The organism is Streptomyces gobitricini (genome assembly GCF_039532985.1).
Taxonomy (GTDB): domain Bacteria; phylum Actinomycetota; class Actinomycetes; order Streptomycetales; family Streptomycetaceae; genus Streptomyces; species Streptomyces gobitricini.
On the sequence record NZ_BAAASR010000018.1, the window covers coordinates 57552 to 77806 of the forward strand.

Consider the following 20255-nt stretch of genomic DNA (forward strand, 5'->3'; position numbering starts at 1 on the left):
CACGGATGGTCCGTCCTCACCAGCAGGCCTGGCGGTCGGGCAAGCACGATCATCTCAGTCGAGGCGGCGGTGGTCTTCCTCGGTCCACTTGGCGGTGTCACGCGGTTCGACGTACGGTTCCTCGCCCTCGGGGTGGCCGCCGTCGATGGCGCGCTGTCGGACCATCTCCGCGTCGAATTCGAGGCCGAGCAGGATGGCGAGGTTGGTGATCCACAGCCACACCAGGAAGATGATGACGCCGGCCAGGGTGCCGTACGTCTTGTTGTACGAACCGAAGTTCGCGACGTAGAGGGCGAAGCCGGCGGAGGCGACCATCCACAGCACCAGTGCCAGGAAGCTGCCCGGAGTGACCCACTTGAACCCGCGGCCCCTGGCGTTGGGCGCGGCCCAGTACAGGATCGCGATCATGATCGTGACCAGCAGGACCAGGACCGGCCATTTCGCGATCGACCACACCGTCAGGGCGGTGTCCCCGACGCCCAGCGCGCTGCCGGCCCGCTGGGCCAGGGGGCCGGTGAACACCACGATCAGCGCGCTGACGACCGCCAGCACCATCAGGACCACGGTCAGCACCAGGCGCAGCGGCAGGACCTTCCAGGCGGGCCGGCCTTCGGGCATGTCGTAGACGGCGTTGGAGCTGCGGATGAACGCCGCGATGTAACCGGACGCGGACCACACCGCCAGCACCAGACCCACGATGGCCATGAGCGATCCGGTGCCGCCGTTGCCCTGCAGTTGCTGCACGGCGTTGGAGATGATGTCGCGGGCCGGACCGGGCGCCAGGTTCTGGAGGTTGTCCATCACCTGTTGGGTGGCGGACCGGCCGGCGATACCCAGCAGGGACACCAGCACCAGGAGAGCGGGAAAGAGGGAGAGAATTCCGTAGTAGGTCAGGGCCGCGGCGCGGTCGGCGAGCTCGTCGTCCTTGAACTCTTTGACCGTGCGCTTCAGCACCGCCCCCCATGACCGCTTCGGCAGGGAGGTCGGCCCATCCGGTGCGTTGCGCTCCACTTCCGCGTCCGGCCCGATGTTGTCTGTGCCCTGTCGGGTGTCGGGTTCGCCGTTCCCACGGTTCTCGAAGCGCTCGGAGCCGTGGCGGTCGGGGTTGTTTCGGTGCTCATCTGGTTCCGGTGTCCGTGCCATGCCAGATGGGTAACCGCGACCGGCGGGACGAAAACACCTTGCCTTTATGCACGCTACAGCCGTTTCGCCCCATGGATGCCTCTGCGTCGGGCGGACAGCCCTGCACGAGGTCCGGCAGGAGGGTTGCGGTGATCACCGGCTACGGATTCCGCCCCTGCCGGAGCAGTCCGCCGCCCCCGCTGCCAGCCCCCATGGGGAACCGACGGCTGGGCGGACGCGCGAGCTCGTCCGTGCGGCGACGAGTACAGCGCGGCTCGTCGGGCATGCGGTCCGTAGGTTCCCGAAAGATCGGGGCAGTAGAACAGGAGGAGTTGTCGTGTCGTTCCTGTGGGCCATCATTGCGGGACTCATCATCGGGCTCTTGGCCAAGCTCGTCCTCCCTGGCCGCCAGCCCATCCCCCTGTGGCTGACGGTTCTCCTCGGCGTTGTCGGTGCTGTCGCGGGCAATGCCCTCGCCAGTGTCTTCGGCGTGCGGGACACCGGCGGCATCGACTGGATCCGGCACATTTTCCAGATCGGCATCGCTGCCGCCCTGATCGCTTTCGTCACCCCCCTGTGGGCCCGACGACACGCTTGATCGACTGCGATCCCGCCCTGTCGGCACGGCTTCCGCACCGACTGGGCACCCCTCGGGCACGCAGAGCGGCCGGCTGGGCGCCCCGATACGGCCACTCGGCCGCAGGCGCCGGTCAGCCAGGAATACGTGCCGCAGCAGCGCACTACTCCCGGGCCGGGGCTTACATCGTCCGGGTGGCACAGGAAGGGCCCCTCAACACGGTTGAGGGGCCCTTCCTGACGGTTGGGGAGGCGAGCGTGCCTGAAGGTTGATCCCCCTGCCCAGCCATGGGGACTGCGAGCTTGCGCGGCCACCCACTCCCCCGGCGGTCCGCGATCCGCCGGTGGCTGGATCGGGCCGAAGCGGTGACCCACGGCGATCGCCCACCGTTGAGGGCACCGTGATCCGGCCTGCACTCGACGCGTTGCCGCGGCCGGAACGAGGTGTCGGTCCGACGGCGGCCGCGGTGACGGCCTGGAGCACCTGCCCAGGCCCGGGTGAGGGGACGCTTCAGGCCCCTGGCATCCGCTCCGGGGCGCCAGGGGCCTGAAGACCGCCTCGTGGTGAGGTCAGGCGGGGGTGATGTTCTCCGCCTGCGGGCCCTTCTGGCCCTGGGTCACGTCGAAGGTGACGGCCTGGCCTTCCTGGAGCTCACGGTAACCGTTGGCGTTGATGTTGGAGTAGTGGGCGAAGACGTCCGGGCCTCCGCCGTCCTGCTGGATGAAGCCGAAGCCCTTTTCGGAGTTGAACCACTTCACGGTTCCGCTGGCCATGCTGGTGCCTCTCAGTCGATATCGGGACCGCACCGCGCGGTCCCGGAGGTGATCGCCCTGGTCCTCAGGCACTGCACAGCAAGAAGCCCACGCCGTCGCGTGGGCAGGTACTGCGAACCACGACATCTGCGGACGACGCTACACCGTGAAAGGACCCACCACCAGAGAGCAACTCCCCACCGCTCAGGCTGTGTCCCAAAAAGTCCGAGCAGCGGGTCGACGCCCGCAGTCCGGCGCTTCCGCCGGCAGCCCGGCAGCCCGGCAGCACGGCTCCGGCCGAGAGTCCCGGACGGCCGGGCTCGGATGGAGGCGCACCCGGCAGGTCCGGGCGGCCGTGGACCGTACGCGGGGCACGCCGGCGGCCGTGAACGAAGCCGGGCAGCCACCGGACACTCGGCGTCATCGGCGCCGGAGCGGGTGGAGCGGCTCGCACCCGGGTGGCGGCGGTCAGGGCGGGGTGAGGCCGGTCAGCGCCGCTGCGTCATGCGTCGGCTCGGGACTGGGGCCGAGCCACTCGCAGAAGAGGACGGTGGCGTCGTCCTGCAGGTGTCCGTCGTGGTACGCGAGGACGGCGTGGACGAGGCGGCGCAGGGTCTCGGGGACGGGCAGGCCGTCGGCGTGGTGCCGGATGAGGAAGTCGGTGAAGCGCTCCAGCCCGAACTCGACGTCGCCCCGGCCACGGGCTTCGGTGATGCCGTCGGTGTAGAGCACGACCCGGTCCCCTGGTTCGAGCTGCTCCCGGCACAGGGTGGCCTCCAGGCCCAGTCCGGTTCCCATGGGGTGCGCCGGCCGGCAGTGCAGTTTGCTGCTCCAGCGGCCTCCCCGGATGACCACCGGTGGATGGTGGCCGCGGTTGACCCAGGTCAGGACGCCGGTGCTGGTGTCGAGCTCGGCCAGGATGCCGGTGACGTAGCGGGCCTGCCGGTACTGCTCGATCAGCGTCTGCTCGATCCTTTCGGTGATCTCGATCAGGCCCGCGTTCTGCCGGCGGGAATTCCGGCAGGCGGCCATGGCGAGGTTGGCCGTCAGCCCGGCCGCCGTGTCGTGTCCCATGGCGTCGAAGATCGAAAGGTGCACGACCGATCCGGCCGTCGCGTAGTCGAAGGCGTCGCCGCTGATGCGGTAGGCGGGCTCCATCGCCGCGGAGATCACCACCCGGCCGTCCGCGTAGGTGCGCGGCGGCATGAGATGCCACTGCATCTCCGCCGCGATGTTGAGCGGCTCCGTCCGCGTCAGGCGCGCGAAGGAATCGCTGTGACCGCGCTTGCTGACCACGATCAGTGCGATGAGGGATGCCAGCGCCTGCATGTCCCGCCGGACGCGCTCGCCGTCCGCGACGGTGGTGACCCGCAGCACCCCGATCCGCTCGACACCGTCCAGCAGCGGCACCCACCACCGGTGTTCCGAGGCAGCCGCGGACCCGTCGGGCATCACCTGGTTGAACTGGTAGGCGCGCCCGGCGACCGTCCCCTCGATCTTCAGCTCCGCCTCCGCGCCTTCCGGCGCCCGGCCCGCATCCAGCCCTTGGCCGGTCAGCAGCCTCAGCGCACGGCGCTGCAGGTCACCGACGTAGATCAGTACCTCGGGGAAGCCCGCGGCCGTGGCGTGCTCGGCGATCCGGGCCGGCAACAGTTCCAGCGGCATGAGGTGGCTGGCGGCCAGCAGGCCCTCCAGCATCCGCCGGCCATCCCGGCTTCCGTCGTCCACAACAGCACCCTCTCCCTCAGCGCAGTCGCGCGCCACCCATGGCCGACGCGCGCGTCCCCTCTCAGTCTCTCCCCGACCGGGGCCATCAGTCCGTGATCCTTCGACGGCCGGAAACACGACTGCCCAGGTCGCAGCGGTGCCCCGCCCGTGGGTCTGGATCTGGCTCCGGGTCCGGGTCCGGGTCCGTGTCCGGGTCCGTGTCCGGGTCAGCGACTGTGCGGCGCGTGCTCGCCGAGCTGATGGACCACGTGTGGTCACTCAAGACCCCAGGTGGGCGTCCGGCGACCGTGATGCGACGCCGAGTGGCCGGTAGTCCGACCAGATGGTACGACCCGGGCCGGCCAGGTCGTGCCGACTGCCGGGCCGTCGCCGGTGTTCTCGCTCGCGAGGGTTACGGCAGATGGTTCAACGGATGAGACCCCGGTCTGCGACGCCGCCGGCGGGATCCGGCTCGGCGAGTGGAGGGTGTGCCGCTCGGATGTGGTGGTGCATCGCAGCTGCCTCGGCGTCCAGTCCTCGGTCGGTGTAGATGGCGGCGGCCTCTTGCCAGCAGGCGATGGCCTCGGTCACGCGTCCGAGGTGGGTCAGCGAGGTGGCGAGGACGGCGAGGGGCCAGGCGAGTGTCTCGTCGTGGCTGCCGAGTGACGCGCGTCCGAGTGCGATGGCGCGTCGGCAGTGAACGATCGCCGTGCCGTGGTCGCCGAGGCCCTGCCAGCCCCTGGCGATGGCCGAGAGGGCGCATGCCTCGCCGTCGGAGTCGCCGAGCCGGTGGCGCAGCCACGCGCTGCGGCTGCCGTGGTCGATGGCTTGCCGGTGGTTGCCGAGATCAGCGTGGAGTTCGGCGATGTTGCCTTCCGCCACCGCTTCCCACCGTCCGGTGTCGAACCCCCGGCTGAGTACGCGCACCTCCTCGAAGTGGTGCAGGGCTTCGGCGAACCGGGTCTGTCGGCGTAGTAGTCGGCCGAGTTCGGTGCGGGCGGCGATCTGAATGTGGATGTTGCCGGCGTCCTGGGCGAGTGTGGAGGCGTGGGTGAGGTCCGGCTCCGCGTCGGGGTGCTGCAGGTGCGCCAGCGCTTCTCCGCGAGCGAGCAGGACGTTCGCTTCGTGCTCGGTCTCGCCGGACCGTCGCGCCGCCCGCAAGCCCGCGGTGGCGCTGTCGATGCGTTCCTCCCAGGCGCCCATGAGCACGAGGAAGCCGAGAGCGTCGACGAGGTGCAGGGCGTACCGGTCCATGGAACGGTCGACAGCTTGGTGCAGGGCGGCGACCAGGTTGGTCCGTTCGGCGGTGAACCACGCCCAGGCCTGGTCACGGTGGGCCATGGGGTGGGGATGGGCCGGCTCGGCGGGTTCTGCCACCAGGCGCGTGCAGGCCGGGTAGAGCCGGCGGTCGGCGGTGTGAGCCGTGTGGCTGTACCACGTGAGCATCGCGTCGAGGGCGTGGCGGCGCTCGTCCTCGGTGTCGTGTTCACAGGCCAACTCGTCCGCGTAGGCGCGCAGCAGGTCGTGGAAGCGGTACCGGTCGTGCGCGACCGGTTCAATGAGGTGCGCGTCGGCCAGCGCGTTGAGCGACTGCCGTGCCTCGCGTGGTGACAGGCCGGTGAGGGCCGCAGCTGCGGGTGTCGAGATGTCTGGACCGGGGTGCAGGCCGAGGCGCCGGAACAGGTGCGCCTGCGGCGCGGCCAGTTGTTCGTAGGACCACTCGAGTACGTTGCGGACTGCGGCGTAGGGGTCCTTGCCCCAGCTCAGTGCGTCGAGTCTGGAGTCCTCCTCGGCGAGCTCGGCGACGATGTCGGCGACGGAGACGTGCTCGTACGCGGCCGCGCGCCCGGCGGCGATCCGCAGCGCCAGCGGCAGCCGCGCGCACAGCCGGACGAGGTTGTCCACCGCGGCTGGTTGTGCTCGGGCTCGTACGGGACCGACGATGCTGACGACCAGACTCGAGGCCTCGGCCGGGGAGAGCACGTCGAGCGTGAGCCGGTGCGCGGCTTCGGTGACCACCAGGCCGGTCAGGCTGTCGCGGCTGGTCACCAGCACCATGCACCCGGGTGCTCCCGGCAGCAGCGGCCGGACTTGCTCGGCGCAGTTGGCGTTGTCCAGCACGATCAACATGCGTCGCCCCGCCGCCAGCGTGCGGAACAGTCCCGAGCGGGCGCCGGTACCGGCGGGCACCGCCGCCGGATGTATGCCGAGGGCGACCAGGAAGTCGTTGAGTACCTCGTCCGGGTTCGCCGACTTGCCGGGACCGTAGCCGCGCAGGTTGGTGTGCAGTGTGCCGTCCGGGAACCGGTCCTGGACGCGGTGGGCCCAGTGCACCGCCAGCGTCGTCTTGCCCACTCCGCCTGACCCGTCGAGAGCGGAGATCACCACGGCCTGCCCGCCGGCCGGCGGTAACAGGGCGTCGAGCGCGGCCAGATGGTCGGCGCGGCCGGTGAAGTCGCGGATCGTCTGTGGCAGCTGGCGGGGGACCGGTGACGCGACGGCCCAGGGAGGCCTCGGGGCAGGCAGGGCGCCGACGACGGCCGAGGCGAGGTCGTCCCGGCCGGGCGCGGCGAGGTCGTCCCGGCGGGGCGCGGCGGGTTCTCCGCGAAGGATCTGCTCGTGCAGCCGCTGTATATCGGCTCCGGGGCCGACTCCCAGCTCTTCGGCGAGGCAGGTCCTGAGACGGTGGAAAACGTGCAGCGCGTCCGCGCGTCGGCCACAGTGGTCCAGCGCCGTCATCAGCTGCGCGTGCAGCCCTTCGCGCAGTGGGTGGTCGTGCACGAGATCCCCGAGATCATCGACGACCTCACGGTGCTCGCCGAGTTGCAGCCGCCATCTCGCACACAGCTCCAGCGCGCTGAGCCGCTGTTCGTCCAACCGTGCGGCGGATCTGGTCAACGCCGCGGTACCCAGCCCGTCGAGCGCGGGCCCACGCCAGAGGCTCAGCGCCGGCCGGATCGCCCGGACTGCCCGATCCAGTCTCCCCTCAGCGGCGTGGCGGCGGCCGTCGGCGACCCCGGCGGCGAACCGGAGCGAGTCGAGCCGCTCCTCATCGACGCAGAGCCGGTAGCCGGGTTCCAGGGTGATGATGAGCCGCTGGTCGATGTCCCCCAAGCGTTCCCGCAGTGCCGAGACAGAGTTCCGCACCTGCTTGATGGCGGTCGCGGGTGGCTCGTCGTCCCAGGTCGTCTCGACGAGCCTGGACAGTGGCACGACCGAGTTCGGTGCCAACAGCAGCGCCGCCAACACTCGCTGTCGACGTGCTCCGGGCAGAGGCACCCGCTCACAGCCTGTCCAGACCTCAAGCGCGCCGAGTACTCGAAAATCCATCCTCCCGGCCTCTCCCCCTTGCCGACAGTAATCGGATCACAGCATAGCGTTCACCGAAATAGTCCACGTAGCGGCCGATGGTGACGTGGTGATGACGCCGTGGGGACGGCATGCGAGACGGTGACGTCGTACTCACCGATCCCCACACTCGCCGAAGGCGTCCACGCGGCGGCGAACAGGGGACGTTCCGCTATTCGCCATCCGACCTGGAGAACGTCCACACATACCGTCCGTCCGGGTCGCACTGCTGCTCACCCGCGCCGCCGACAAGCACGATCGATACGAACCTGCCGGTACCGGGCGGAAACCGGTGCCGGTTCGCGACCCCGGCCGTCAGTTCCGCACGGCACCCCTTCTCGTCCCCTTTCCGGGGACGGACCCGAATGGCCGGGCAGTGCCCCAGGCGGCGCGCCAAGTACCTGAAACCGAGGGGATCAATCATGAAACTCAAAGGGCACTTCATTCGGCTCGCCGGTGCGGGTGCGGCGACCGCATTCGGCTCGACGCTGCTGGTCGGCGCCGCATCCCCGGCGCAGGCGGCACCGGTCTACTACCAGGTGATCAACGGCAACAGCAGCAACTCCTGCCTTCAAGTGGTGGACGTGGTGGTGGGCGACCCGACAGACCAGGGAAACCTCGTCCTGGGTAACTGTGACCGCAGCGCGAAGCAGGTGTGGACGATCACCGGCGGCGTCTTCAGGAACCCGGCATCGGGCCACTGCCTCGACGGAAACGGCGCGGACGTCTACACATTCCGGTGCAACGCCGGCGGGTATCAGAAGTGGACGACCACGTCCGGCAGCCCGAAGTCCATCAAGCACAACTGGAGCGCCAAGTACCTGCACGCGAATGGAACGGTGGGGGCCCACGTCGTCTTCCAGCCCACCATCGGGACGGCGTCCCGCTGGGTCATCGACCAGGTGTGAACCGGCTGCCCCCGTGAGCGCCGCGGGCCGTCCCCACCGGCCGCCGCCGTCCCCGGGACGCGGTACTCGGGTGTCGGACGATCAACCATGGCACACAGGGGCGGCACCAATCGCATCAGCCTCCGCGCGCCACCGCTTGACCGGCGCGTACACCTGACGCCGGGAGACACCCGGTTCAGCGGCATCGGCGGCGCTCAGCCCAACTGCCGCCCGGTCGGCCAACTCTCCACGCGTCGAAGCACCATCATTCCGCGTTCGAGATCAGCTCTCGATGCGCGCCCTCAACGGGCACGGCGCTCGTGCTCGCGCCGTGACCACTCAACGGACCCCTCACCAGGAGGATGTCGTGCGCATACTTCCCACGAAATCGACACCGGCGAGGACCGCCCTCGCGGTCTTCGCGGCCTTCGCACTCGGCGCCTCGGCTTCCACAGCGGCCGCCGCACCCGCCCCGCAGGCGCCGGCGCCCGATCCCGCCGGTAAGTACTGCTCAGTGGATCTCAGCGATCAGCAGAAGACGACCTGCTTCACCACGGAACAGGACCTGCTCTCCTACGGCTCCACTACGGCGTCGGTCGACCTCATCGCGGTCTACAACTGGATCAACTACGAGAAAGGCGGCGGCTACACCATCTACTCAGGCGATCGGGGTTGTACCAGCACCACCAGCGACGTCGACTACGCCATGCCGAACCTGAACCATCCGTACGCGTACAGCAACCCCAGTGGCATCCTCGAGAACGACACGTACAGCTCGGTCAGCACCTACTACGATCAGCACTGCGACATCAAGCTCTTCGATGGCGCCAACTACACCGGCGCCTCCTCGGAGTGGATTGACCGGTGCACTCATCTGGGCGGATCGGGAACCGGTGACTGCCCGTCCGCCAACTGGTACAACCGCGCCAGCTCGTACCGACTCAGCTAGGACGCGCTGGTGCCCCAGTCGCGCGTGAGACGGGGGCACCGCCGACGCCGTCTGCGAGCCCAGTGGGGCGGTCACGCATCAGTTCGCTGATTGCGTCGGGGCGGTGCGTCGGACGGCGGTGGCGAGAGCCGTGCCGATGGCCTGTGCCCCGTTGGCGTTGGGGTGCAAGGGCATGGCGGCACGGGTGCGTACCCATCCTTCGACGAAGCGATCGGCGGGTGCGGCGCACGCGTCGTGGCCGATACCGAGGCGGTAGGTGTCGACGAAGACCGCGCCGTGTTGTTGAGCGGCCTGCCTCAGCCGGGTGTCGAGGTGGCGAAATACGCTGTGCAGGTAGTCGGCGTCGGTGTCCCAGACGGGCTGGACGGGAAAACAGCCGCCGGGGCGGATGACGTTGCCGTAGCCGACGACGAAGACCTTCGCGTCGGGTGCGCGGCGGGAGATGTCGTCCAGCGCCGCCGCGAACGAGGGGGCCCACGCGTCGATGGCGGTTCTGACCTTGTCCGAGCCGCCTGCGGAGTACTGGGCGGCGCAGCTCACCCCTGCGGGCTCAGGGTCCGGGTTGAGGCAGTCGAGGGCCAGGCCGGGCAGGCCGGTGTCCATGCCGCCGACAGTGATGCTGACGATGTCCGTCTCGGAGGAGAGCGCCTCGTACTGGGCTGCGGTACCGGGGTACTGGGAAGTGCTCAGGTCTTCCACCGTGGCGGCGGAACAGCTGACGTCGGTCAATTTGGCGCTCAGCGCCTTGGCGGCGATGTGCGGGTAGTTGACGAGTGAGCGGAGGCACAGCAGGTTCGAGACGTCGGGCGGTGGGACCTGCGGTGAGGCGGCGAAGGAATCACCAAGAGCCACGTACTCGAGCGGCTCGTCGGCCGCCGCGGAAGCGGTCGGCACCACTCCCGGACAGGCAAGCATTCCAGCGGTGATGAACGCACAGAGGAAACGACGCGGGGTGAATCTCACCGGGGTAGCCCCTTCTCGCAGGTATGGGGTATTCACATATTTTGTGCCGGTTCTACCACATTGTTCGTTTGGTTCAGGGGCGGCGCGTCCCGGGTCGGCGACGACGGCCGGAGGCTGTGCCGCTCGGATCGGCAGCTGGGCCACGCGACCGCCCGCCGGTCCGCCGTCGTCGACCGGTAGGGCACACCTGCGGACCGGTCGGCGCCCACGACTCATCGCTCGGCGGCGGCCTGTGCCACCTCCGTCCACCGCCGTTGGGCAGGCAGTCGGCCGGAACGTGTCTGCGACCGAGTACGGGGGGCACATGGACCCTTGCACTCTTACCGTTTGCCGCCGTCCGAACAAGGGAGTTGTCCCATGCTGGGCATAGCCGCAGCCGTTCTGTTCTTCATCGCCTTTCTGATCAACACCGCCGACATCGCCACGAACGAGGTGTTCTCCTCGGTCAACGTCATGCTGCTGGGGCTGATGCTCCTGGGGCTGCAGGTCGCGGGCGTCGGTTCCTCCTGGCGCACCGGCCGCCGCTGAGCCCACGGGAGACGACGGTCGCCGCCATACCCGGTCGCGGGGAGCGGCGGCGACCGGTGGGGCTGCGGGCCCGCCGTGAGCGTCCGGCACACGGCACGCGAACCCTCATGCGGGAATCCGAACGTGCGGTGTGTCGAGCCGGAGCGAAGCGACTCGGCCTCCACACGCCGGGGCGGGGAGCGGCACCCGGTGCCCGTGGTGTACGAAGTCCTACGTGAACGTACAGACCGAGGCCGCCACCGTTCGCGTCTTCATAGCCCTCGCCCCGCCCGACGACGCGAAGCGGGAACTGGCCCGGGCACTGCGGCCTGCCTACGACGCCTACCCGCGCATGCGGTGGAACCGCATCGAGGACTGGCACATCACCCTGGCGTTCCTCGGTGAACTGCCGAGGACGGCCGTTTCACTCCTGCGGCCGCCGCTCGGAGAACTCGCAGCGAGGCGCCGCCCTCTGCAACTGGCCCTGCGAGGCGGCGGGCACTTCGACGAGCGTGTGTTGTGGAGCGGGGTCGACGGGGACCTCGAAGGGCTGAGGCTGCTCGCCGAGGAGGTGCGGGGGCTGGTCAGAGGGCGCGGCATCTCCTTCGCGGACCGGCCGCTGAACCCCCATCTGACGCTCGCGCGCTCCCGCCGCGACGACGCTTCCAGCGCTGTCCGGGCGGCCGCGGGACTCTCCGCGTTCAGCGGCCGCACATGGCAGGCCGAACACCTGCACCTGGTGGGCAGCAACGTCGGTCGCGGCCCCGGGCCGATCCACTACCGCGACATCGAAGCCTGGGCCTTCAACGGCGCGTCATGAACCATCCTGCCGGCACGTGCGGGGAAGGGGCCCGGTCATGGGCCTGCCGCGGCAGGCGGCACAACGGAGTGACGGTCGACGCCGGACGGCGCACGATACTTGGGGCGGCCGGGCTCGGCGCACCCCGGCCGACAGCATGTCAGGGCGCTCGGCCGCCCGACAGGTGAGTCCGGGCGGCTCCCTACCGTGTGAGGGCCGCCGCCCCTCCCCCGACTGGCAAGGAGCACCAGGCCGTGAACGTCGAGATCGCCCAGCACATACGCGACACTGCCGCCCGGCTCGGGGACGGGGTCCCCTACGCCCCGAAGGTCTTGGCCGGGCGGCTGGCCGACGAGCCCGACATGGGCCGGCCCTCGGATCCGCCCGGCCTCCTCACCGTGACGGTCGACGGCGACCTGTTCGAGGACTGCCCCACGCTGACCGTCGGCTGCAGCCGCTGACCGGCTGACCACACGAGGGGGGCCGGTCCCCCGGGTGGCGGTACGCCGAGCCCTGGAGCCACGGCGTCACAGCACCCACCCCACGCCCCGGCACGGTCGCCCACCGGACGACCGCCTCACGAGACCTCTCGGGTCGCCGCGCCCTGCCTGCGAACACGCGTCGCCCCGCACCGCCGTCTCCGGCGCGGCTGCCCCTGCGTCGACCGCTGGGCACACTGCGCCGCTGCTCCCGGCCCCCCTGTTGTACGCGAGGCGGAGGGGGGCTCCCGCGATGGGGAAGCGGTGCGGCACGGCGTTCGGTGGTGTCGTTTCAGGCGCAGCAGCCGCGCCCGGCTCCGCACCCGTATGCGTCCGCTCCGGCGTCTGCGGATGCGACCGACGCGGCGGCCGGGGTGGCGCAGCAGCCCTCGCCCCGCCAGGCGTCGCGGCCTTCCTTGGCGGCGATGGCCGCTATGACGAGCGCGGCGACGGGGTCGGCCCAGGACCAGCCGAGGGTGGCGTTGAGTACCAGGCCGATCAGGAGAACGGCCGAGAGGTAGGTGCACAGCAGCGTCTGCTTGGAGTCGGCCACCGCTGCAGCGGAGCCGAGTTCGCGGCCGGTCCGGCGCTGAGCGGCCGACAGGAACGGCATCACGGCCAGGGACAGCGCGGCCAGCACGATGCCGGTCATGGAGCGCTCGGCCTCCCCGATGCCGGCCAGCAGCGTGCGGACGGCGTCGACGCCGACGTACGCGGCGAGGGCGAAGAACGACACCGCGATGATCCGCAGCGTGCGCTTCTCCCGCGCCTCGCGCACGGCGTGGTCGCGGGAGGAGAACTGCCAGGCCACCGCCGCGGCGGAGGAGACCTCTATGACGGAGTCCAGGCCGAAGCCGATCAGTGCGGTGGAGGAGGCGACCGTCCCCGCGGTGATGGCCACGACCGCCTCGATGACGTTGTAGGTCATGGTGGCCGCGACCAGCAGCCGTATCCGGCGGGCCAGGACGTCCCGGCGGGCCTCGGCCGGGCGCATGCCGACGGGTATCTCAGCGGTCATCTCAGCAGCAGTCCTTCTTGTCCGCGTCCACACAGGTCTTGTCGGCCTCGACCGCCACCACGGCGGTGCGCAGGTCGTCCAGCGCGTGACCGAGGCGTTCGTCGGCGAGCTCGTAGCGGGTGCGGCGGCCCACCGGCACCGCGACGACCAGGCCGCAGTCGCGCAGGCACGCGAGGTGGTTCGACAACCGCGTGCGGGAGATCTGCAAGGCGTCGGCAAGGTCGGCGGGGTGAGCCGGGGCCTCGCGCAGGGCGAGGAGGACCCGGCAGCGGATCGGGTCGGCGAGGGCGCGGCCGAAGCGCGCCAGAACCTCGATGTCGGCAGCGAGAGTCAGCACGGCCATGACTGTACACGTCATCGTGAATTCATCAACATCTGGATTCGGAAGCGCGGAAATCGGGCTTCGCCGACAGTCGATACCGGCGCCCCGTCACGCAGCCGCAGGAGGGGAGTGAGGTCCGCCTCCTCGGAGCAGGCACACCTCACCGCCGTTCCGGCGAGCCAGGCCGGGGCACCGGTCACGTCGTAGCAGTCGACGCGGCGGTCGGCTCGGCAGTCGGCCGGCCGGGCCGGGAGGTACGGCGGGGTAACCGGCGGCAGCCGGGGTGGTCTTGGGAGCCGGGAACCGGCCGGGGCCCGTGCGCCGATCGTGGCCGGTGACGGCTGCGCGCGCCGGCGCCCCGCCCGTACCGCCGAAGGTCGGTGGGCGTCGACGGTACCGGCACCTCAGGCCGCGCCCGTACCCACCGACGGAGTGTCGGATGCGGGCCCGGTCACGGGCGGCGGGCCGACTCGGAGCACGCCCGCCGCCGCGCAGAGCGCCACGGGCAGCAGCAGCGCGAGGTTCAGTGGTACGAGATGGGTCAGCGGGCCGATCACCGCGGGACCGGCCAGCATGCCGAGGTAGCCCAGCCCCGCGACCCGGGAGACATGGGCGCCCGCCGCGTCCTCGTCGGTGTGACCTGCGGCACTGAAGAGCTGCGGTACGCAGCCGGACAGCCCGAGCCCGAAAACGGCCCAGCCCACCAGCGCGGGCGCCACCCACGGGGAGAGTGCGGCGACGGCCAGACCGGCGCCCGCGGCGGCGGCGCCGTAGCGGACGACGACCACCGGGCCGGTGCGGGCGACGACCCGGTCCGCGAGCAGTCGGCCCACCGTCATGGTCGTGGCGAAGGCGCCGTAGGCGAAGGCCGCGGTGGCGGCGGGCGCGCCGAGCACGTCCTCCAGGTGCAGCACGCTCCAGTCGTTGGCGACGCCTTCGCAGAGCATGAGCAGCAGGGCCATCACGGCCAGGGTCCACACCGTCGGGGTGTCCGCCGCCGCCCGGCCGGGCGTGCGCTGTCGGACGCGGGGCCGGGGACGGGGCCGGTGGACGCGGGGCCGGCGTCGGCCACCGTGCCGCCGGAGCGGGCGCCGCTCCGGACGCCGCCCGGCGGGCCGAGCAGAGCCGGAGCGGCGGCGAGGGCCACCACGCAGCCGGTCACGGCGACCGCGGTCAAGGTCACCCCGAGGTCCCACCCCCAGGTGATGAGCCGTGCGCCGACCAAGGCGGCGAGCACGCCGCCGAGCGAGAACACCGCGTGGAACGCGGACATGACCGGTCGGCCGTACCCGCGCTCCACCTGGACCGCTCACCGGCTGCTCCGAGATGACGGTCCGTCGCGACCTGGAGGTCCTCGCCGAACAGGGCGTGCTCGAACGGTTCCGGGGCGAGCTGACGGGTCCGGCCTACTGGCGCGAGGTGGGGACGACGTTGGGCAGACGCTTCGACGCCGCACGGACCGGCGCACGCATCGAGGCCGACGTCACGGGTTGGAGCGCGGTGGACGTGGGGATGGTGGCGCTCGTCGAGGAGTTCGCCGCAGCGGGCCGGCGCCTCGGCCTGCTCTCCAACATCCCGCCGGGACTGGCCTTGTACTACGAGGAGCACCACGCCTGGCTGAGGCACTTCGAGGTGCGTGGGGTCTCCTGCCGGATCGGTCACGCCAAGCCCGAACCGGGCGCATACGCATGGTGCCTGCGGGCGCTCGCGGCGGAGCCGGCGGACGTTCTCTTCGTGGACGACAGGGAGGAGAACGTGGGGGCGGCGAGGGCCGCCGGACTGCGTGGCGTGCTGTTCACCGGCGCGGCCGACCTGCGCGCGGTGCTGCGGGAAGACCGGTGCGACGCGTTCACCGAGGTCCGCGGCCGGGCCGGCGGCTGACCGCCGGGCGCCGACCGGGCCGCGTGGCGGGAGCAGCGGCCACCGGGGGCGGCCACCTCTGGGCGCAACCGCGCACGCGGACGTCTCCCCCGGTCCCCTCGCCGCGCGGCCCGCTCCCTCCGGCGCATCTCCCTCGGGCCCTGGCGCCGTCGCGGCGAACGCGATTCGAAGGTACGCGGCTGCTTGCCACAGGAGGCGTGGCGGGAAGCGGCCACCCGGGCCGCAGACGACCGGCACCACCCGCCACCCCTGACCGCCACGCGGGACAGCAGACCGGCCGGACCCCGTTCAAGGCATTTCCGCAGAGGCCCCGCCTCACGCGTCGGGGCGCGCACCTCAGGGCAGCCGGCGGTCTCGCGGCGGAGAGGGCCACACCCACCGGGCCGCCGCTGTGCACAGCTGCGACGCGGGGCAGGGCGGCGCCCTGGTGGCAGCCGCCACCCTTGTGCAACCAATGGGTTGCACCAAGTGCGCCGATGTGCAACTCTGGGGTTGCACACAGTGGAGACAACGGAGGAGTCCTCATGAGTGACGACCGGATCGAACGCGAGACCCTGATCGCGGCACCGCTGGAGCGGGTGTGGTCGCTGGTGGCGCAGCCCGGGTTCTGGGTGGCCGACAAAGCCAGCCTGCCCGGCACCGTGGCCAAGGAGGGCGAGTCGATGGTGGCGAGGAACGCCGAGCACGGCGACTTCCCGGTGCGCGTGGAGAAGGTCGAGCCGCCGACGTACCTGGCGTACCGCTGGACCAGCGCGTTCCCCGGAGAAGAGCTGCGCGAGGAGAACAGCACCCTCGTGGAGTTCACCTTGACGCGGGAAGGCGACCAGACGCGGCTGCGTGTCGTGGAGAGCGGGTTCGCGGCGCTGGCCGGCTCCGAGGAACTGCGCAGCCAGAACCTCAAGGAACACACCGAAGGCTGGCCGCTGGAGCTCGACGCGCTCAGGACGCGCGCCGAGCGGCCCTCCGCATGACGGAAGAACAGCCAGGTGCCACCGAGGTCGTCGACAGCGTCCTCGGTGCGCTGGCGGATCCGACGCGGCGCCGGTTGCTCGACCTGCTTGCCGCTCAGGGTGAGGCCACTGCCACGGCGCTCGCGGAACGACTCCCCGTCTCGCGACAGGCGGTGGTCAAGCACCTCGGCGTCCTGGACGCCGCCGGGCTGGTCTCGGGAGCACGGGTGGGCCGCGAGGTGCGGTACGCGGTACGGCCCACGGCGCTGGACACGACGGCACGGTGGATGGCCACGCTCGCGGCCGACTGGGACCGGCGGTTGGCGAACATCAAACGCGTCGCCGAGGCAGCCGAGCGGCCTGCCGACCAGGAGCCGGGAGGGCGGCGGCCTCCGGCGCCGTCGGGGTGACCGGGCAGTGCCTCCGCGAGGCCGGAACGACCGGCGAGCTGAGGCACTGTCCCGAGCAGGCGGCCGACCGCGCCGGCCGCCCCATGGCGTACGGCCGGTCCACCGTCCAGCTGGACGCTGCTCGCCAGGAACTCGCGATATTCGACGACCGCGTCGTGGGACCCGCCGAGGTCTCGGTGCTCGTCCCACCCCCGTTCCGGCCCGCGCTCGGCCACGTCCACCTCCCCGCTGGTTCAGCGCGTCCCGGCCGCGCCGGCCGTGGCATGGCGGCTGGGCGAAAGAGACCGGCGCGGCCGGAGCGCGCTGTTCCGGTCGTTCATGGCCTGCGACCGTGGAAGGTGCGGCGCAGGTCGCTGATCCAGGCGTCGGGGTTCTCCCAGGGGATGAAGTGGCCGCCCCGATCGTGGGCGTTGACGTTGACGTGGTTGAACCAGTCGGCCTGCGGGCCGGTTGTGAATGCCCGGACGCGCTCGTCGGCGGTGTGGATGCCGGGCGGGTTCTCGTACGTGACGAAGGTGAGGCCGACGGGGGCCTGCACGACCGGGGTGCGGTCGTGGGCGGGGGCCCAGGGGTAGCGGTTGGCGTTGGCGTAGTACCGCATCGACGTGGCGATGGAGTTGTTCACCCAGTAGATCGTGGCGTGGGTGAGCAGGTCGTCCTTGGTGAAGACGGATTCGACGTCCCCGCCGTTGTCGCTCCAGGCGTTCCAGCGCTCCAGCAGCCAGGCGAGCAGTCCGGCGGGTGAGTCGCTCAGACCGTGGGCCAGGGTGGCGCCGTCGAGCATGTGCACGGCGAGGTGGGACGCCGAGCGGTGGTCCAGCTCGATGACGCGGGCGCGGACGTCGGCGGGCTGGTCGTCGGTGAGGGGCCGGTTCCGGGCGAAGTCCCAGGCGCGGGGGCCTGTGAAGAAGTCGAGCGGCAGCCCGGACCCGATGTGGATGCCGTACAGCTCGTCGGCGTATTTGTGGCCGAGCTGGCTGGAGACGATCCCGCCGATGTCGCAGCCTCCGGCGGCGTATTTCCCGTATCCCAGGGTCTCGGTCATCAGGGTGTGCCAGAGGTCGGCGACCTTCCAGAAGTTGACGTCCGGAAAGCCGGTGAGCGGGCCGGGGAAACCGAAGCCGGGGAGGGACGGCACGATGACGTCGAACGCGTCGGCGGGGTCGCCGCCGAACGCGGCCGGGTCGGCGAGCGGGTCGATCACCTTCGACCAGTGCCAGAACGTCCACGGCCAGCCGTGGGTGAGGATCAGCGGGATCGGGCGGGGGCCGCGGCCGGGCTTGGCCATGAAGTGCACCGGGACACCGGCGACGCTCACCCGGTAGTGCTCGTAGGCGTTGATGGCTGCCTCGGCCTTGCGCCAGTCGTAGCCGTCCCGCCAGTGGGCGACCAGCTCACGCAGATAGCTGTCCGGGACGCCGTAGGACCAGTCCTCGTTCCCCTCGTCCAGCGGCGGACGGGTCAATGCGAGACGGACGCGCAGGTCGTCGAGGACCTCGTCGGACACATGCAGAGGGGTGGGCTCCAGGGTGAACGCGTGCGGGGTGGTCATGGCGTGGTTCCTCACCAGGTAGGGGGAGAGAGCGGTGCTGTCGGCCTGTTGGACGGCCGGGCGGCGAGCCGGGCCGTTTCCGGGGTGCGGGCAGCGCCGCGGCGAGTGCCTGCCGGTGGTGCGGGCAGCGCCGCGGCGAGTGCCTGCCGGTGGTGCGGGCAGCGCCAGACGGCCAGGACGGTGGGACAACCGGTGCCCTCCTTCACGACGCGACTCGACCATCCTGACACCGGCGCGGACACCACGAACGGCTGCGACGACGGGACGTTGGCCCGGACGCCGCCGTGCGGCCCGCCGACGGGATCCCCTCCCCCGGCGTCGCCGTCACCCTCGTGGTCCACGAGCACAAGCCGCTCCGCCGTGGCAGCCAACTCGCCGCGCCCGCCGAGGAACTGGGGGCGGACGACGCCGTCCAGGAGTCCTGACCGGGGAGGCGAAGTGCTCGCACGACCAGCACAGCGACGCCGAGGGCATCGCCGGCATCTCCCGACGATCACGTACTGGCCGCCGCAACGCCCTGCCCCTTACGGGGGATGCTCAGGGGCCGTCACCCAACGCCTCGTAGCCGCCCACCGGCATGGCGGCCGGGCCCACGGCTGGTGTCCGAGCCGCGAAGCAGGCGCCGCGCCCCCCAGCCACCGCGTCACAGGCCCCGTGTCACAGGCGCCGCGCCCCCTGGCGCCGCACCCCCTGGCGCCGCGCCACAGGCCCCGTGTCACGGGCGCCGCATCCCCAGGCGCCGTGTCACGGGCGCCCGCTTCGTCAGGAGAGTCGGGCCGACGCCGCGGCGGCCGGGCCCGTCCCGGCCGTCTCCCGCGTGACGCGCCGGCGGCGGCCCGGCAGGCCGAGGGTCGGGTTGGCGACGCCCCAAGCGGCGCCCTTGCACACCAGCTCCTTGTAGACGGCGGCGAGCCGCCCGGTCAGGGCGGCGTCGACGGCCCGGTCGTCGGCGGTGACGTACTGGATCAGGCCCTCCCCGCGGCCCAGCGAGACGCACTGGTTGAAGTAGCGGATCGGCACGTTCGGGAGCTTCCCACCGGTCAGGCGCGCCGTGATGGCGCCGGCGGCCTGCCAGGCGCCGGGGGTGCCCGAGGCGCACGACATCCGCAGCGGCCGGCCACCGGGGCCCATCGCCAGGGCCGCGTCCCCGATGGCGTACACGTCCGGGTGTGAGACCGAGCGCATGGTGCCGTCGACCACGATCTGGCCCGTGCCGGTGACCTCCAGGGTGGTGGCCTGCGCGATCGGGTGGACCGCGAAGCCGGTGGTCCACACGGTGACCGCGGCCGGGATGCTCCGGCCGTCGGCGGTGGTGACGCGGCCGGCCTCGACGCCGGTGACGGCGGTGTGCTCGTGCGCGGTGATGTCCAGCTTGCCGAAGACTTTCCGCAGGTGCCCGCGGCCCTTGTCCGAGAGCCAGTCGCCGAGGCCGCCGAGGGTGGCGAAAGCGACAGCGAGGTCCGGACGTGCCTCGGCGATCTCGGTCGCGGCCTCCAGCCCGGTGAGGCCGCCCCCGACGACGACGACCGGCCGGCCGGCTTCCAGGCCCGCCAGGCGCTCGCGCAGGCGGAGCGCTCCTGGCCGGCTCGCGATCTCGTGGGCGTGCTCGGCGGCGCCGGGGACGCCCTGGTCGCTCCAGCCGCTGCCGAGGGCGTAGACGAGTGTGTCGTACTCCAGTTCCTCGGCGCCGCCGTCGGCCGCGAGGACGGCGACCGCCCTGCGGTCGACGTCGATGCCCGTGACCGTCGCGAGCCTCAGCTCGACCCCGGTGCCCCGGAACATCTCGTCGAGGGGCCGGGGACGCAGGTCCTGGCCCGCCGCGAGCTGGTGCAGCCGGACGCGCTCCACGAAGTGGGGCTCGGCGTTGACGAGGGTGATGGCGACGTCGTCACGGTGCAGCCGCCGGGCGAGACGGCCGGCCGCGGTGGCTCCGGTGTATCCGGCGCCGAGGACGATGATGCGGTGCTGCATGCTGCTTGCTCCTGTCTGCGCGGGTCCGCCCTTGGTCTGCGCGGCTTCGCCCCTTGAACCG

Annotated in this window: 20 protein-coding genes; 10 read left to right on the top strand and 10 right to left on the bottom strand. The window is 71.4% G+C overall.

The window, feature by feature from the left end; genetic code table 11:
- Positions 1-54: 54 nt before the first annotated feature.
- Positions 55-1143: a YihY/virulence factor BrkB family protein gene (locus tag ABD347_RS15640; protein ID WP_344361406.1), complete on the bottom strand. Its 1089-nt coding sequence runs from the start codon at positions 1141-1143 to the stop codon at positions 55-57.
- A 316-nt stretch (positions 1144-1459) separates the two neighbouring features.
- Between ABD347_RS15640 and ABD347_RS15645 the strand changes: the two genes are divergently transcribed.
- Positions 1460-1720, top strand: coding sequence for a GlsB/YeaQ/YmgE family stress response membrane protein (locus ABD347_RS15645; protein ID WP_344361408.1), 261 nt, complete (start codon positions 1460-1462; stop codon positions 1718-1720).
- 548 nt (positions 1721-2268) lie between these two features.
- Here ABD347_RS15645 and ABD347_RS15650 read toward each other — a convergent pair.
- The 3 genes from ABD347_RS15650 to ABD347_RS15660 form a co-directional block, all read right to left on the bottom strand.
- Positions 2269-2472: a cold-shock protein gene (locus tag ABD347_RS15650; RefSeq protein ID WP_344361410.1), complete on the bottom strand. Its 204-nt coding sequence runs from the start codon at positions 2470-2472 to the stop codon at positions 2269-2271.
- Between the two features lie 447 nt (positions 2473-2919).
- Positions 2920-4149: a PP2C family protein-serine/threonine phosphatase gene (locus tag ABD347_RS15655; RefSeq protein WP_344362348.1), complete on the bottom strand. Its 1230-nt coding sequence runs from the start codon at positions 4147-4149 to the stop codon at positions 2920-2922.
- Positions 4150-4584: 435 nt separating this feature from the next.
- Positions 4585-7488, bottom strand: a complete 2904-nt coding sequence (locus tag ABD347_RS15660; protein ID WP_344361413.1) for an AfsR/SARP family transcriptional regulator — start codon at positions 7486-7488, stop codon at positions 4585-4587.
- A 440-nt stretch (positions 7489-7928) separates the two neighbouring features.
- Between ABD347_RS15660 and ABD347_RS15665 the strand changes: the two genes are divergently transcribed.
- Both ABD347_RS15665 and ABD347_RS15670 read left to right on the top strand, forming a co-directional pair.
- Entirely contained in the window at positions 7929-8414 is a 486-nt protein-coding gene (locus ABD347_RS15665; protein ID WP_344361416.1) for an RICIN domain-containing protein, read from the top strand.
- A gap of 346 nt (positions 8415-8760) precedes the next feature.
- Entirely contained in the window at positions 8761-9342 is a 582-nt protein-coding gene (locus tag ABD347_RS15670) for a hypothetical protein (protein WP_344361417.1), read from the top strand.
- 78 nt (positions 9343-9420) lie between these two features.
- Here ABD347_RS15670 and ABD347_RS15675 read toward each other — a convergent pair whose 3' ends face one another.
- Positions 9421-10236, bottom strand: a complete 816-nt coding sequence (locus tag ABD347_RS15675) for an SGNH/GDSL hydrolase family protein (RefSeq protein ID WP_344361419.1) — start codon at positions 10234-10236, stop codon at positions 9421-9423.
- Positions 10237-10662: 426 nt separating this feature from the next.
- Here ABD347_RS15675 and ABD347_RS15680 point away from each other — a divergent pair, with 426 nt between their 5' ends.
- The 3 genes from ABD347_RS15680 to ABD347_RS15690 all read left to right on the top strand — a co-directional run bounded on the left by ABD347_RS15680 (position 10663) and on the right by ABD347_RS15690 (position 12072).
- Positions 10663-10833: a hypothetical protein gene (locus ABD347_RS15680; protein ID WP_344361420.1), complete on the top strand. Its 171-nt coding sequence runs from the start codon at positions 10663-10665 to the stop codon at positions 10831-10833.
- A gap of 214 nt (positions 10834-11047) precedes the next feature.
- Positions 11048-11632, top strand: a complete 585-nt coding sequence (gene thpR, locus ABD347_RS15685; RefSeq protein WP_344361422.1) for an RNA 2',3'-cyclic phosphodiesterase — start codon at positions 11048-11050, stop codon at positions 11630-11632.
- A 233-nt stretch (positions 11633-11865) separates the two neighbouring features.
- A complete protein-coding gene (locus ABD347_RS15690) occupies positions 11866-12072 on the top strand; it encodes a hypothetical protein (RefSeq protein ID WP_344361424.1) in 207 nt (68 codons plus the stop codon).
- Between the two features lie 310 nt (positions 12073-12382).
- On the opposite strand, the gene ABD347_RS15695 is transcribed toward ABD347_RS15690, so the two are convergent.
- The 3 genes from ABD347_RS15695 to ABD347_RS15705 form a co-directional block, all read right to left on the bottom strand.
- Positions 12383-13108 carry a cation efflux transmembrane domain-containing protein gene (locus tag ABD347_RS15695; RefSeq protein WP_344361426.1) on the bottom strand — a complete coding sequence of 242 codons (726 nt, stop codon included), beginning with the start codon at positions 13106-13108 and terminating at the stop codon, positions 12383-12385.
- 1 nt (position 13109) lies between these two features.
- On the bottom strand, positions 13110-13445 hold the full coding sequence (locus tag ABD347_RS15700) for an ArsR/SmtB family transcription factor (RefSeq protein WP_344361427.1): 336 nt from the start codon (positions 13443-13445) through the stop codon (positions 13110-13112).
- A 389-nt stretch (positions 13446-13834) separates the two neighbouring features.
- Positions 13835-14743: an MFS transporter gene (locus ABD347_RS15705; RefSeq protein ID WP_344361429.1), complete on the bottom strand. Its 909-nt coding sequence runs from the start codon at positions 14741-14743 to the stop codon at positions 13835-13837.
- A 13-nt stretch (positions 14744-14756) separates the two neighbouring features.
- On the opposite strand from ABD347_RS15705, the gene ABD347_RS15710 reads away from it, so the two are divergent.
- The 3 genes from ABD347_RS15710 (at position 14757) to ABD347_RS15720 (ending at position 16671) form a co-directional block, all read left to right on the top strand.
- Complete coding sequence (locus ABD347_RS15710; RefSeq protein ID WP_344361431.1) at positions 14757-15311, top strand: HAD family hydrolase; 555 nt, start codon at positions 14757-14759, stop codon at positions 15309-15311.
- A gap of 524 nt (positions 15312-15835) precedes the next feature.
- On the top strand, positions 15836-16282 hold the full coding sequence (locus ABD347_RS15715) for an SRPBCC domain-containing protein (RefSeq protein WP_344361434.1): 447 nt from the start codon (positions 15836-15838) through the stop codon (positions 16280-16282).
- Positions 16279-16671, top strand: a complete 393-nt coding sequence (locus ABD347_RS15720; protein ID WP_344361436.1) for an ArsR/SmtB family transcription factor — start codon at positions 16279-16281, stop codon at positions 16669-16671. The genes ABD347_RS15715 and ABD347_RS15720 overlap by 4 nt, the downstream gene beginning before the upstream one ends.
- A 316-nt stretch (positions 16672-16987) precedes the next feature.
- On the opposite strand, the gene ABD347_RS15725 is transcribed toward ABD347_RS15720, so the two are convergent.
- Positions 16988-18223: an epoxide hydrolase family protein gene (locus ABD347_RS15725; RefSeq protein ID WP_344361438.1), complete on the bottom strand. Its 1236-nt coding sequence runs from the start codon at positions 18221-18223 to the stop codon at positions 16988-16990.
- A 284-nt stretch (positions 18224-18507) separates the two neighbouring features.
- On the opposite strand from ABD347_RS15725, the gene ABD347_RS15730 reads away from it, so the two are divergent.
- Positions 18508-18648 (top strand): hypothetical protein, encoded by a 141-nt coding sequence (locus ABD347_RS15730; RefSeq protein WP_344361439.1) that lies wholly within the window; start codon positions 18508-18510, stop codon positions 18646-18648.
- A gap of 337 nt (positions 18649-18985) precedes the next feature.
- Here ABD347_RS15730 and ABD347_RS15735 read toward each other — a convergent pair whose 3' ends face one another.
- A complete protein-coding gene (locus ABD347_RS15735) occupies positions 18986-20194 on the bottom strand; it encodes an NAD(P)/FAD-dependent oxidoreductase (RefSeq protein WP_344361442.1) in 1209 nt (402 codons plus the stop codon).
- Positions 20195-20255 lie beyond the last annotated feature (61 nt).